Annotated in this window: 15 protein-coding genes; 9 read left to right on the forward strand and 6 right to left on the reverse strand. The window is 53.6% G+C overall.

The genetic code is table 11. The features are described 5' to 3' along the window. Window positions 1-85: 85 nt before the first annotated feature. From P1U71_RS16280 to P1U71_RS16290, 3 genes are all read right to left on the reverse strand, one after another. Window positions 86-1,051 carry a Gfo/Idh/MocA family oxidoreductase gene (locus P1U71_RS16280; protein WP_301106698.1) on the reverse strand — a complete coding sequence of 322 codons (966 nt, stop codon included), beginning with the start codon at window positions 1,049-1,051 and terminating at the stop codon, window positions 86-88. Next, window positions 1,048-1,962, reverse strand: coding sequence for an NAD(P)-dependent oxidoreductase (locus tag P1U71_RS16285; RefSeq protein ID WP_301106699.1), 915 nt, complete (start codon window positions 1,960-1,962; stop codon window positions 1,048-1,050). The genes P1U71_RS16280 and P1U71_RS16285 overlap by 4 nt, the downstream gene beginning before the upstream one ends. A 118-nt stretch (window positions 1,963-2,080) precedes the next feature. Next, the gene (locus P1U71_RS16290; protein ID WP_301106701.1) at window positions 2,081-3,298 is read right to left on the reverse strand and encodes a LysR family transcriptional regulator; all 1,218 of its coding nucleotides are present in this window, start codon (window positions 3,296-3,298) and stop codon (window positions 2,081-2,083) included. A 153-nt stretch (window positions 3,299-3,451) separates the two neighbouring features. Between P1U71_RS16290 and P1U71_RS16295 the strand changes: the two genes are divergently transcribed. The 8 genes from P1U71_RS16295 (at window position 3,452) to P1U71_RS16330 (ending at window position 10,237) form a co-directional block, all read left to right on the forward strand. Beyond that, entirely contained in the window at window positions 3,452-4,189 is a 738-nt protein-coding gene (locus tag P1U71_RS16295) for a PIG-L deacetylase family protein (RefSeq protein WP_301106702.1), read from the forward strand. Further along, window positions 4,189-4,860 (forward strand): 4-carboxy-4-hydroxy-2-oxoadipate aldolase/oxaloacetate decarboxylase, encoded by a 672-nt coding sequence (locus P1U71_RS16300; protein ID WP_301106703.1) that lies wholly within the window; start codon window positions 4,189-4,191, stop codon window positions 4,858-4,860. The genes P1U71_RS16295 and P1U71_RS16300 overlap by 1 nt, the downstream gene beginning before the upstream one ends. Further along, on the forward strand, window positions 4,853-5,908 hold the full coding sequence (locus P1U71_RS16305; protein ID WP_301106705.1) for a 4-oxalomesaconate tautomerase: 1,056 nt from the start codon (window positions 4,853-4,855) through the stop codon (window positions 5,906-5,908). Before P1U71_RS16300 ends, P1U71_RS16305 begins: the two co-directional genes overlap by 8 nt. A 10-nt stretch (window positions 5,909-5,918) precedes the next feature. Beyond that, on the forward strand, window positions 5,919-6,806 hold the full coding sequence (locus P1U71_RS16310) for an amidohydrolase family protein (RefSeq protein ID WP_301106706.1): 888 nt from the start codon (window positions 5,919-5,921) through the stop codon (window positions 6,804-6,806). A gap of 13 nt (window positions 6,807-6,819) precedes the next feature. After that, window positions 6,820-7,185 carry a protocatechuate 4,5-dioxygenase subunit alpha gene (locus tag P1U71_RS16315; RefSeq protein ID WP_301106707.1) on the forward strand — a complete coding sequence of 122 codons (366 nt, stop codon included), beginning with the start codon at window positions 6,820-6,822 and terminating at the stop codon, window positions 7,183-7,185. Further along, window positions 7,178-8,026: a class III extradiol dioxygenase family protein gene (locus P1U71_RS16320; protein ID WP_301106708.1), complete on the forward strand. Its 849-nt coding sequence runs from the start codon at window positions 7,178-7,180 to the stop codon at window positions 8,024-8,026. The genes P1U71_RS16315 and P1U71_RS16320 overlap by 8 nt, the downstream gene beginning before the upstream one ends. Window positions 8,027-8,120: 94 nt before the next feature. Further along, window positions 8,121-9,614 carry a glycerol kinase GlpK gene (gene glpK, locus P1U71_RS16325; RefSeq protein WP_301106709.1) on the forward strand — a complete coding sequence of 498 codons (1,494 nt, stop codon included), beginning with the start codon at window positions 8,121-8,123 and terminating at the stop codon, window positions 9,612-9,614. Between the two features lie 23 nt (window positions 9,615-9,637). After that, window positions 9,638-10,237, forward strand: a complete 600-nt coding sequence (locus P1U71_RS16330) for a 2-hydroxychromene-2-carboxylate isomerase (protein ID WP_301106710.1) — start codon at window positions 9,638-9,640, stop codon at window positions 10,235-10,237. Here the strand turns inward: P1U71_RS16330 and P1U71_RS16335 are convergent. From P1U71_RS16335 to P1U71_RS16345, 3 genes are read right to left on the reverse strand one after another with little or no spacing between them, the layout of a single operon-like run. Then, on the reverse strand, window positions 10,234-11,061 hold the full coding sequence (locus tag P1U71_RS16335; protein WP_301106711.1) for a substrate-binding domain-containing protein: 828 nt from the start codon (window positions 11,059-11,061) through the stop codon (window positions 10,234-10,236). The two genes, P1U71_RS16330 and P1U71_RS16335, sit on opposite strands and share 4 nt — an antisense overlap. Continuing rightward, the gene (locus P1U71_RS16340) at window positions 11,058-11,774 is read right to left on the reverse strand and encodes an ATP-binding cassette domain-containing protein (RefSeq protein WP_301106712.1); all 717 of its coding nucleotides are present in this window, start codon (window positions 11,772-11,774) and stop codon (window positions 11,058-11,060) included. The genes P1U71_RS16335 and P1U71_RS16340 overlap by 4 nt, the downstream gene beginning before the upstream one ends. Continuing rightward, complete coding sequence (locus tag P1U71_RS16345; protein ID WP_301106713.1) at window positions 11,768-12,472, reverse strand: ABC transporter permease; 705 nt, start codon at window positions 12,470-12,472, stop codon at window positions 11,768-11,770. The genes P1U71_RS16340 and P1U71_RS16345 overlap by 7 nt, the downstream gene beginning before the upstream one ends. A 230-nt stretch (window positions 12,473-12,702) precedes the next feature. On the opposite strand from P1U71_RS16345, the gene P1U71_RS16350 reads away from it, so the two are divergent. Next, a partial coding sequence (locus tag P1U71_RS16350; RefSeq protein WP_301106714.1) for a DeoR/GlpR family DNA-binding transcription regulator occupies window positions 12,703-13,442 on the forward strand: 740 nt, incomplete at its 3' end.

Raw genomic sequence — 13,442 nt, forward strand, 5'->3', positions numbered from 1 at the left:
AAAGGCAGGGTGCCGTGAAGACGCAACATAACAAAGACCGGCGTTGGCAATTAGATACTCCGATCATTGCGCCATGTCTGCGTTATTAAGTCAATAAAACAACTCTAGCCCGCGAAGCTTTTTCGATACGGTCCAGCGTTTCCATCGCCGGAAGACACTGCGCCACGGAACTATTGGGCTCGCGCCCTTCCTGAATAGCGGAGAAAAACTCCCGGTCGATCAACTCGATACCGTTATTTGAAATCGCAACTTCCGACAAGTCGATAGGGTTTTCATAGCCATCCACCAAATCATCATAGCGCGCGATATAAGTTCCCTTATCGCAGATATAACGAAAGAAGGTGCCGAGAGGGCCATCATTATTGAAGGAGAGCGACAAGGTGCAGAGCGCGCCTGAGGGCGCTTTCATGCCAATACTCATATCAAGGGCGATGCCGAGTTCTGGATGCTGAGGCCCCTCCAGCCCGTAAACCTGAGACGCCGCGGCACCGGTTTGGTACTGGAAAAGATCGACGGTATGACAGGCATGATGCCAGAGCAGGTGATCCGTCCAGCTTCTTGGTTTTCCAAGGGCGTTGGTATTTGTCCGGCGGAAAAAATATGTCTGAACATCAAGCTGCTGTAGATTGAGTTCGCCCGCCTTGATCTTGTTGTGAATCCATTGGTGGCTGGGGTTAAAACGCCGGACATGGCCTGCCATGGCAATCAGACCCGTTTCCTGTTGGACGGCAACGAGGCGTTGGGAATCGGCAAGATTATCCGCCATCGGAATTTCAACGAGCACATGTTTCCCTGCCTGGAGGCACTGTATGGCTTGATCTGCATGCATCTGCGTCGGCGTCGACAAAATCACGCAATCCACATCCTCCCGCGCCAGACTTTCACCAAGGTCCAATGTCCAATGCCCGATACCGCGTGCCTCCGCTGCGTCTTGTGTGCTCTTATTTTCCCGGCCGACGATTGATGTAACCTGAATGCCCTCAATCTTGCTGATAGCATCAAGATGTTTTTGTCCAAAGGCGCCTGCGGCACCTGCAACACAAACTCTCATTCTTCCGTCTCCATTTCCACGGTGTTTCTATTTAGACGCTCAAGCAAAGCATCCGCCCGGCTCTGATAATTGTCTTCGCCGGCTGTCATCCCCAAATTTCCTATGCGTGAGTGCCATTGAACGATCGCTTGCGCCATATCGTTGGGCAAGCCCAACTCCTCGATGGTGAGCGCGACCTCCTTCATTTCTTCCGCCCGGCGCCTGCCATGGGCAGCCATTCGTTCAAAACTATAGGCGGCGCGGGATTTGAAATCAAAACCAGGATAGGTCACGTCAAGAGAGGCCAAAACCTCTTCGTCAACACCTGCCTGCCGCCCTGCCAGAACACATTCGGCGAAGAGAGCTTCAAGACCCTTCATCATGATGCTTCTGACCATTTTGACGGATGACGCGCCGCCAATCTCCTCCCCCATCACCTTTGCATCCATTTGAAGTTTATCGAGGAATTCCATCGCTGCCTTCGTGTGCGGCCCGGAAATCAACAGCGGCGTCTTATGCAGCTTCGGATAAACCGGTGACATAACCGCGACATCGACATATCGCCCGCCTGCATCCTCAATGCATTTTGCGGAGCGGCGTTTCGTTCCGGGTGCACAGGAATTGCAATCAAGGTAGAGGCAGTCCTTTTCAATATAGGGCGTCACGGCCCGCGCAGCGGCATGCGCCTGATCCGCTGTGACGAGACAGAACACAACAGACGCCCCATTCAAGGCATCGGCAATATTTTCTACGCCATCTACCTTAAGGCGTGCATAGTCTTCCCGCTTCGCATCGGCAATAGATGTATCCGCATTCTGCGTTTTAATATCGAACGCCCCAAGAGGCAATTCGCCAAGCCCCTGCCAGCCCTTCACAAGGGCCATGGCGGCCTCACCAAATCCAACGAGAGCGATCCGATTATCTTCATGCATTGCAACCATTCCGACCTCTTATTACGATTGTTGTTTTCCTACTCGTCCTCAATGACTGCAGGAAATTAAAAAAGTCAGCCCCTTCATTCAATTATTGAATAGCGGGCAACCTATGGGGCTATGTCAGTTCCCGCCCCGCCACTCGAAGGGTCTCGACTAATTCCGCCTGCGTTGTTGTCGGATGCCAATCCTGCCGCGTCGTCAATCCGATGGGACGGCGTGTATCGCTAAGATCAAAGGGGAGTTGCACCAGTAATCCTTGCTCCTGCTCATGCCTGGTCTGGTGGGCGGAGAGAATTGTGATCCGATCGGTCTCCATAAGCAGCCCTCTGATTAAGACAAGAGAGCTTGCTTCTATAACGATCTCGGGAAGGGGAAGCTGGCGCTTCGAGAAAAGTTCTTCAAACTTATTGCGGGTTGGAGATCCCTCCCGCGGCGTGATCCATGGATAACCAGCAAGTTCATCGATCGTTATTTTTCTCTTCTTTGTGAGCGGATGACCCGCACGAACGATCAGGGCAAGTTCATCCTCGAATATCGCCTCTTCCGCCACATCGTCAATCGGCGGGGGGTTCCGCAACGCTCCGATTAGAATATCAATCTCGCTATAGCGTAACCCATGCAGTAAATCCTCATACCGACCATCGACAACACTGATTTGCAATCCGGGTCGATTTTCAAGCACCCGGTTTATAGCCGTCGGCAAAATATAGGTCCGCGCGAGCGGCATGGTTCCAATAACAATACGGCCACTATCAATTCCCTTATATTCCTTAATCTCCATATAACCTTGGGTAAGTTCGGCAAAAGCAAGCATAGCATAGCGCGCGCATACTTCTGCCGCTGCTGTGAGTCCTATTCCCTGACCCGTCTTGCGAAACAGCGTCATCCCCGACAGGCGCTCAAGATCTCGCGCCGCACGGTAAAGGGAGGGTTGAGAAATGCCGACACGTTTGGCGGCAAGGCTGAAATTGCCTGTCTTGGCTATCGCAATCAGGGCCCGCAATTGAACTCCGGATACAAGCTGGCCCAGATTATCGAAACCCTTGCCATCCCTGACTTGCGCACTATGCCGTGCCTCCTCTATTCCCGTCCGGATAAAATCCTGCGCGCGCGTTGCCCGCACCAGAAACAACTTGCCCGCTTCGGTAATAAAAACACCGTCGGTCCGTCGTGTAAAAAGCTCCACCTCCAGCGCCAGCTCAATCTTTGCAATGGCTTGGGTAATCGCGGGCTGGGATAGAAAAACTTCCTCTGATGCACGGCTGATACTCTGATGCGCTGCCACCACGCAGAAGGCGCGTAAGTGCCGCAGATTTGGGGCCATATTGTCCATGTCGCTACTGCATTTCCCTCATGAAGCGTCAGGCTATAGGAAAAAATTATACCACGAATGCCAATTTGAAATAGAAAATTCGCGCCAACAGGATGATGGTACAAATAAGCAGAAGAATGATCGTCCAAACGGTCCGCACGCGAGGAGCAGAGAATGTCTGAAAATAAAACGGCCCTTGTCATCAGCGCCCATGCCGCCGACTTTGTCTGGCGATGCGCGGGTGCCATCGCCCTTCATGAGGAAAAGGGCTATGACGTGACGATTGCCTGCCTCTCATTTGGCGAGCGCGGGGAAAGCGCGAAACTCTGGAAACAGGAAGGCGGCACCACGCTCGAGGAAGTGAAAAAGGCCCGCCGGATCGAGGCGGAGAACGCCGCAAAGGCGCTTGATGCCCATGACATCGTATTCTTCGACCTTGGGGACTATCCATTGGACGCCACGCGCGATGACAAGTTCAAGATTGTCGATCTGATCCGCAAGGTTCAGCCGAATTTCATGATGAGCCATTCGCAATATGACCCCTATAATACGGACCACAGCTTCGCCACCACTCTGGCCATGGAATGCCGCATGATCGCTCAGGCCTGGGGTCATAATCCGGGGGAGAAAGTTCTGGGCGCGCCGCAGCTGTATCTGTTCGAGCCGCATCAGACGGAGCAGATGGGATGGAAGCCCGATGTCTTTCTTGATATCACCTCGGTCTGGGACAAGAAACGCGCCGCAATAGAATGCATGCAGGGCCAGGAACATCTCTGGCACTACTACACAAATGTCGCCGAAAATCGAGGCAACCATTTCCGACGCAATTCCGGCGGCCAAGCGGGCGGCCGCCCGGCACAATATGCGGAAGGGTTTCAATCGATCTATCCGCGCACGGTGGATGAACTCTGATGGGCGTCGTCATTCAAAATATTGAGCGCGCTGACCCAGACATTATCGCACGACTTGCGAAATGCGGCGTTGCCACCGTTCATGAGGCGCAAGGGCGCAAAGGTCTTCTTGCTTCCTACATGCGACCGATATATTCCGGCACATCTATTGCCGCATCCGCTGTGACAATATCCGCCCCACCCGCCGACAACTGGATGGTGCATGTCGCGATTGAGCAGGTGAAGGAAGGCGATATTCTGGTTCTCGCCCCCACGTCGCCGTCAGATGCCGGTTATTTTGGAGACCTCCTCGCCACCTCGATGCAGGCAAGAGGCGGTGTCGGATTGATCATCGATGCGGGGGTTCGGGATATTCGCGACCTGACGGCAATGAATTTTCCGGTCTGGTCGAAGGCTATCTGTGCAGAGGGAACCGTGAAGGAAACCCTTGGGTCGGTTAATATCCCCATCGTTTGCGCGGGCGAACTCGTCAACCCCGGCGATGTGATTGTCGCCGATGACGACGGAGTCTGTGTTGTCCGTCGGGAGGACGCCGCCGACGTGGCCGACAAGGCGGAAGCGCGTATCGCCAATGAAGAAGTAAAGCGCAAACGCCTCGCCGCGGGTGAGCTTGGCCTTGACATGTACAAGATGCGCGAACGACTTGCCGAGAAGGGCCTCAAATATGTCTAGTACCCCCTGCATGTGGATGCGCGGCGGAACGTCAAAAGGGGGGTACTTTCTTGAAAACGATCTTCCCTCTGACAGCGCGGCACGGGATGCCTTCCTGTTAAGCGCCCTAGGCTCCCCCGATCCGCGCCAAATCGATGGCATGGGCGGCGCGGACCCGTTAACCTCGAAGGTCGCAGTCGTTCGCCCATCAGCGCGTGAAGGTATCGATGTCGATTATCTTTTTTTGCAAGTGGTCGTCGATCAACCAATCGTCACGGACGCCCAGAACTGCGGTAATATCCTTGCCGGGGTGGGCCCTTTCGCGATCGAGCGCGGCCTTGTGCCGGTTACAGGCGAGGAAACAAGTCTGACCATCTATATGGAGAATACCGGCCAGACAGCCATTGCCCGTGTCCAGACCCCGAGCGGCACTGTATCTTATGCAGGAACCGCGACGATAGATGGCGTGCCAGGCAGCGCCGCACCAATCCCGATTACCTTCACGGAAACGGCGGGGTCCACCTGCGGCGCACTTTTGCCGACCGGAAGTGTCTGCGATGTGATCGATGGCGTTGAGGTAACGATGATCGATAACGGCATGCCCTCGGTGGTCATGCGCGCCTCGGATATGGGGATCACGGGCTATGAAACACGTGAGGAACTGGAGGCAAATGAACCACTTAAAGAGCGGCTGGAAGCCATTCGTCTGAAAGCGGGGCCGATAATGAATTTGGGCGATGTTACGAGTAAAACGGTTCCAAAGATGTGCATGGTCAGCAAGCCTTTCGCAGGCGGGGCAATCTGCACCCGGACTTTTATCCCGCATCGCTGCCATGCCTCCATCGGCGTGCTGGGCGCGGTGACAGTTGCGACAGCCGCCGCACTTAAAGGCTCTCCTGCCGCTGGCCTTGCGGTTATCCCGGACGGGAAGCGCAAAACACTCAAGATCGAGCATCCCATCGGCGAAACAACGGTCGTTCTGGAAATGGATGAAACAGGTGCAGTTGAAAGCGCCGCTATCCTGCGCACCGCCCGCAAGCTATTTGATGGCGTGATATTCGCCCAATAAGGAAGAACCAATGGATCCCGTCTACCTTCCCTTTCATCCCGACCCATCAAAACCAAAGTTCAAGGTGCCCGAAGGTGCCGTCGATGCGCATTGCCATGTTTTTGGCCCTGCGAACAGTTTTCCTTATGCGCCAGAGCGGAAATACACGCCGTGTGATGCACCGAAAGAGAAACTGTTTGAACTTCGCGACTATCTTGGTTTTTCGCGTAATGTGATTGTCCAGGCTTCCTGTCACGGCAGAAATAATGATGCCCTTGCTGATGCCCTCAAATCATCAAACGAGCTTGCGCGCGGCGTTGCAGTGGTTGGCCCGGATGTGACCGATAAAGAGCTACAGGAAATGGACGCTGCGGGTGTTCGCGCTGTGCGCTTTAACTTTGTAAAGCGGCTGGTTGACGCCACTCCGAAAGAGGTGTTTCTGGGCATTGCCGATCGTATTGCCAAGCTTGGCTGGCATATTGTAGTCTATTTCGAAGCGCCTGACCTTGAAGAACTGATCCCCTTCCTTAAGCAGCTTCCCACCATTGTCGTTGTCGATCATATGGGACGGCCGGACGTAACCAAGGGTGTCGAGCATCCCGATTTTCAGCGTTTCGTCCAGTTGCTGGAAGAAAATAAGAATTTCTGGACCAAGGTAAGCTGCCCGGAAAGATTGACGGTCGCAGGTTCGCCCTATGATGATGTTATTCCGTTCGGCAAATATCTAGTGGAGCGGTTTCCGGATCGTGTCCTTTGGGGGACAGACTGGCCGCACCCGAACATGAAATCCCATGTCCCGGATGAAGGGATTCTCGTCGACGTTATTCCCCGCATCGCAGTCACATCAGAGGCGCAACAAAGCCTACTTGTCGATAATCCGATGCGGCTCTATTGGCCGGAAGAAACGAGGCCGGCTTGAAGGGAGACAACGAATGAAAAGCTTGGCAGGCAAAGAGCCCATTCCCGGCACCACAATTTTTGAAGGCCGCATGGCAATGAAGGGATATGCGCTCAACAAGATGTGCTTTTCCTTCAATAAAGCGGAAAACCGGGAGGCTTTCAAGGCGGACGAAGATGCCTATTGCGTGAAATACGGCCTTTCCGACGCACAACGCGCCGCCGTCAAAAAACGTGATGTGCTGGCCCTCCTGAACCTTGGTGGCAATATATATTATCTTGCGAAACTAACCGGAATGTTCGGTCTTAATATGCAGGATATCGGCGCGCAGCAGGCGGGCATCAGCCTGGAAAAATTCAAGGCGAAACTGCTCGCTGCTGGGGAGACGAAAAATGGCTAGATTAATCGGGGGAGTCGGTAGCTCTCATGTACCGGCAATTGGCAATGCACTGGAGCAGGGCCTGCAAACTGATCCTTATTGGAAACCGTTTTTCGATGGGTATAAGCCCGTCTGGAACTGGATGGAGGATAAAAAGCCGGATGTCGCCATTCTTGTTTACAACGACCACGGCCTGAACTTTTTTCTTGATACCATGCCGACATTCGCCATCGGCGCGGCGGCAGAGTACCAGAATGCAGATGAGGGTTGGGGCTTGAAACCGCTCGATCCATTTCAGGGGGATCCCGAATTTTCATGGCATTTAATCGACAGCCTTGTGCATGACGAGTTTGATATCACCATGTGTCAGGAAATGCTGGTAGATCATGGCTTCACCGTTCCCATGTCCCTGATGTGGCCCAATCAGGACACCCGCGATCAGGTCAAGGTCATTCCGCTCTGTGTGAATGTCGTGCAATATCCCTTCCCCACGGCGCAACGTTGCCTCAAGCTCGGTGAAGCGATCGGCAAGGCCGTTGCGTCTTTTGACAAAGATTTGGATGTCGTCATCCTTGGGACAGGAGGTCTTTCCCATCAACTTGATGGGGAACGTGCCGGCCATACCAATCGGGAATTCGATACAGAATTTCTTGAAAAATTGAAAGACGAGCCGGAATGGCTGCTTAAATACTCCAATTATGAACTGGCGAAGATTGTCGGGCCACAGGGTGTAGAGATGATCATGTGGCTGATCATGCGCGGGGCTCTCGGGGGCAATATCAGAGAGCTATCCCGCAACTATCATATCCCGATATCCAACACCGCCGCCGGTGTCATCCTGTTTGAAAATGATGCTGTTTAAAGGCACCGGTTAAAACAGACTGGCCTATCCCGTTCGCGCATGCCAATATTCCTTGGCAGGAAACAAAAAAACTATGTGACGGACAAATATCAAAATGACAGGATATATCCTCGCCATTGATCAGGGCACGACATCAAGCCGGACCATCCTTTTTGATAAAAATTACCAACCCGTTGCAACCGGGCAGCAGGAATTCACCCAACACTTCCCAGCGTCCGGCTGGGTAGAACATGACCCGGAAGAAATCTGGACCACGACCGTTGCAACGGCGCAAGAAGCTCTGGCGAAAGCCGGCGCCGCAATAAGCGATGTCGCCGGTATTGGCATCACCAATCAGCGGGAAACTACTGTTATTTGGGATCGGGAGACCGGCAAAGCCATTCACAACGCCATCGTCTGGCAGGATCGGCGAACAGCCGATTTTTGTGGCAAGCTGAAACAGCAGGGGCTGGAGCCAACATTCACGAATAAAACCGGCCTGCTACTCGACCCTTATTTCTCTGGAACAAAGATCGCCTGGCTGCTTGATAATGTGGCGGGCGCAAGGGAAGCCGCAGAACAGGGCAAGCTCGCCTTCGGAACTATCGACAGTTTCCTGCTCTGGCGGCTGACAGACGGCAAGGTTCATGCAACCGACGCAACAAATGCCAGCCGGACATTGATCTATGATATCCACCGCGGGGAATGGTCCGATGAGCTTCTGGATATCCTGAATATTCCTGAATCACTGCTGCCTGAGGTGCGCGACTGCGCCGCTGACTATGGCATGCTGGATCCAAATATTCTGGGCGGTTCCACTAAAATTGCGGCGATCGCGGGGGATCAACAGGCGGCGACGGTCGGCCAGGCCTGTTTCCTGCCGGGCATGATGAAATCCACCTATGGCACCGGATGTTTCGCTCTTCTGAACACAGGGGACGTTCCCGTCAAATCCCAGAACAAGCTTCTCACAACAATCGCCTATCAGCTAAACGGCAAACCGACCTACGCGCTGGAAGGGTCCATTTTTGTCGCCGGAGCCGCCGTGCAATGGCTTCGCGATGGCCTTGGCATCATTGAACATGCGTCGCATTCGGGTGCATTTGCAGAGCAGGCAGATCCGGGCCAGCGGGTCATCATGGTCCCCGCTTTCGTCGGGATCGGCGCTCCCTATTGGGATGCCGATTGCAGGGGTGCTATCTTCGGCCTCACCCGCGCCACCGGACCAAAGGAACTTGCGCGCGCCGCACTGGAGAGCGTGTGTTTTCAAACGCGCGACCTGCTCACCGCCATGCATGATGATTTCACGAGCAGTCATGAAACGGTCCTCCGGGTCGATGGCGGAATGGTCGCCTCCGAATGGACGATGCAACGGCTCGCCGATATTCTGGGCGCGCCGGTCGATCGCCCCGTCTCCGCGGAGACCACCGCGCTGGGGGCTGCCTATCTCGCGGGTCTGCAGACGGGATTTTACCCCTCTATTGACGAATTTTCCGAAAGCTGGCGCCGCGACAAGCGCTTTTCCCCGACTGTTACCGTGACGGAACGGGACGCAGCCTATGCCAACTGGCAAGATGCCGTACGGCGCACATTAACAAGCTATCCTTAGAACAAAGGAAAGAATAAAGCCGCATGTCGAGAATTGAGTATTATTACGCGGGCTATTCCGCCTATGCCTATTTGGGGCATGCTGAACTCCTAAAGATTGCCCACGCCGCCGGGCGTGAAATCGATCATCGGCCATTTGATTTGCGAAAACTGATAGAGGCGACCGGAACAACCGCTTTCGGAAACCGTTCCCAAGCGCATAAGGACTATTTCTTCGGACGGGAAATTGTCCGCTGGGCGGAGTACAGGGGTATCCCTGTCCTGGATCACACCCCGACCTATCACCATCATGATATCACGCTGTCAAACTGCATGCTCATTGCCGGGCTGGTCCAGGGGCTGAACATTGACAGGCTTTCCGATGAGATGCTCCGCGCTCATTGGGCCGAAGACTTCGATTTGGATAATCCTGATGACCTCCGAAAAATTGGAGAGCGGGCCGGCATTAACCCTGATCCTCTCCTGAACGCAGCAGCGTCGGAAGAAGTGCGGAAGATTTATGCCCAAAATACCGAGGAAGCCATCAGGCTATCCCTGTTTGGCTCCCCCACCTATTTTGTGGATGGCGATATGTTCTACGGGCAGGACCATCTTGAGGTGATGGCCCACACCCTTGGTGCCTAGCTATCGCTATCCAGCACACCGGCGTTTGGCGTAAAAAGCTGCTCTCCGGCGATTTCATAATCACCGATTATTTTCTGCGCCTTCGGGCTGACCAACCATTTCTCAATTTTTGCGGTCAGATCCTTTTTGACATGCGGATGTTTCTTCGGGTTGACCGGCAAATAGGCATATTGATTGAAAAGGACAGGATCGCCCGAAAAGAGCAGGCCGAGGTCCCCCTTGTTCTTGAAGTTGAGCCAACTCGCGCGATCGGCGAAGACATAGCCATTCATACCGCTTGCCGTGTTGAGCGTTGCGCCCATGCCGGACCCGCTCGCCCGGTACCAATTGCCTTCAAGATTTTCAGGATCAAGTCCGGCTGACTTCCAGAGCGCCAATTCCTTGCGATGAGTGCCGCTATCGTCGCCGCGGCTGACAAACACGGATTTCTTCTCGGCAATTGCCGTCAGCGCATCAGCCGCTGTTTTGGCGTGTGCGATGTCTGCTTCGTCGGACTTCGGGCCGATCAGGACGAAATCGTTATACATAATCTCCCGCCGATGGGTGCCATATCCCTCCTCCACGAATTTTTCTTCCGCTTTTCGCGAATGAACGAGTATCGCGTCAACATCGCCCGCGCGTCCGAGTTTGAGCGCCTGTCCGGTCCCGACCACCAGAAGATACACATCAATGCCGGTATCCTTCTTGATTTCCGGAACAAGGATGTCGGAAAGGCCGGAGTTATGAAAGGATGTCGTCACCGCCATTTTCATGTCGTCGGCAAGGGCACTTACAGCCGTCATCATCAACAGAGCGAATGCGGCGAATATTAATCGTATTTTCATAGCAAAAGATCTCCTCTTATAAATTTATGCGCTTCTTCTGTTTCCGGGGTGTTGAAGAAGGCGTCTGTAGGCTTGCGCTCCCGTATTTTTCCTCGATACATGAACAGAATTTCATCGGCGAGGCGTTTTGCCTGGCCAAAATCATGGGTGGCCATGATGATACGTGTCCCCGCCTCTCTGGCAGCGAGGATCAATCTTTCAATCTCCAATGTCGAGGCCCCGTCAAGATTGGCCGTGGGTTCATCAAGAAACAGCACTTCCGGCTTTGTAATAAGCGCCCGCGCCATCGCCAGCTTCTGCTTCTCCCCGCCGGAGAAGACATGCGCATCGTAACACCCCACGTCACCAAGGCCGATTTCATCGATCCATTTTTCCGCCTCGGTGCGCGCGGCTTTCTTGGCAACCCCGCGAACATAAAGCGGATAGGCAATATTCTCAATGCCAGAGCGACGCAGAACAACGGGCGACTGAAAAACGAAGGATTGGCGGCTGAAAACATCGCTCTTTTTGGCGGCCCATCTGACAGCCCCACTATTCGTTCGCTCCAACCCATGTAGCAATCGGAGAAATGTTGTCTTACCGGCACCGTTGGGTCCAATCAGAATACTGCATCCCGTCGCCCCGAATGAAAGATCAAGCGGGCCAATAATATCTTTCTCACCCTTGCGCACGATTGCGTTTTTTAGCTCCACAGGCAGGATCGTTTCTACCATGTCCCCTCCCGCTCCGTTCGTGAGAGAATATGGATCGCGAGATTAATCAGGATTGCCATGGATATCAGGACTATGCCCAGACCAAGAGCTAACGGAAAATCGCCCTTGCCCACCTCCAGCGCGATGGCCGTCGTTAGCACACGGGTGAGATGATCGATATTCCCGCCAACAATCATGATCGCCCCGATCTCCCCGATCCCCCTGCCAAATCCGGTTAATGTCGCAGTCAATAGGCTGCGTCGGCCATCCCACAGCAATGCCTTCATGCGCTGCCATTTCGTTGTTTTGATGGAAATCAGTAGGTCATGATAAAGAAACCAGAGATCGCGCATTGATTGATGCGCGATAGAGGCAATGATTGGCGTTACGATGATTACCTGGGCAATAATCATTGCTGTCGGCGTGAACAGAAGGTCAAGCACGCCAAACGGGCCAGAACGCGACAGCAGAATATAAACAAACAGCCCAACCACAACAGGCGGAAGACCCATCAGAGCATTGAGGAGCGCGATTGCAAACCGCCTGTAACGAAAGCGCGTCACGGAAAGCCACGCGCCGAAAGGCAGGCCTATCGCCGCTGAAATAAGAACCGCTGATACGGTCACCTGCAGTGACCGAAGGGAAATTTCAACCAGATCGTGATCCAGATGGATAATCAACCCAAACGCCGACTGCAACCCTGCCAGAAGATCATTCATATCGCTTAAATTCTATCCGGTCCGGAAAATTTATTGTCACGCCTTATTCTCTCCAAAAGTCCTGCCTAGCACTCGCCCACATACGACGCCCTGAAAGATGAATACGTCACCCGCCAATGCTGAGCAACAATCCTGCACAGATCAAACCGAAATCTAACTATTCCCGCATATTTTCTTTCCAATTGATACGGCTATGTCGGTATAATCGAACGAAAACAGGAGAGTAAACAATGCATTTGACCGCGCGTCAGGTTGAAATTGTCGAACTTGCAAAAGCACAGGGACGCGTACAGGTCGATGAACTGGCGACACATTTTGATATTACGCCCCAAACGATACGGATGGATCTGAACAGTCTCTGTTCCGGTAAAATCCTGGTCCGCTTTCACGGAGGCGCGCTCTTTCCGGTGGCGCAGGAGAATGTCGAGTATGAAGCAAGACGTCAAATCGCAGCGGAGGAAAAGGCCCGCATCGGGCTGGAGACCGCCAAAATCATTCCCGATCATTCTTCCCTTTTTATGAATATCGGCACCACGACGGAGGCCGTGGGTCAGGCTCTGGTTAATCATACTGGTCTGATGGTGGTGACAAATAATATAAATGTTGCCAATAACTTACGACTTTATCCGTCGTTTGAGGTTGCCATTGCCGGCGGCGTTGTCCGCCATTCCGACGGAGGCATTGTAGGTGAAGCCGCCGTTGATTTCATCAATCAGTTCAGGGTCGATTATGCTGTTATTGGCGCCTCGGCTATTGATCCGGATGGCTCTCTTCTGGATTTCGATTTCCGCGAAGTCAAGGTTGCCCAGGCCATCATTTCCAACGCCCGGCATGTGATACTCGTCGCAGATTCCACCAAATTTGAACGCAGGGCACCTGTTGTCATAGCTCAGCTGGCGCAGGTCGACACCCTCGTAACAGATCGCGTTACCGAGCCTTCTATCCGTAGCATATGTGCCGAAGGAGATGT

This window comes from Sneathiella sp. (assembly GCF_029233945.1).
Classification (GTDB): Bacteria; Pseudomonadota; Alphaproteobacteria; order Sneathiellales; family Sneathiellaceae; genus Sneathiella.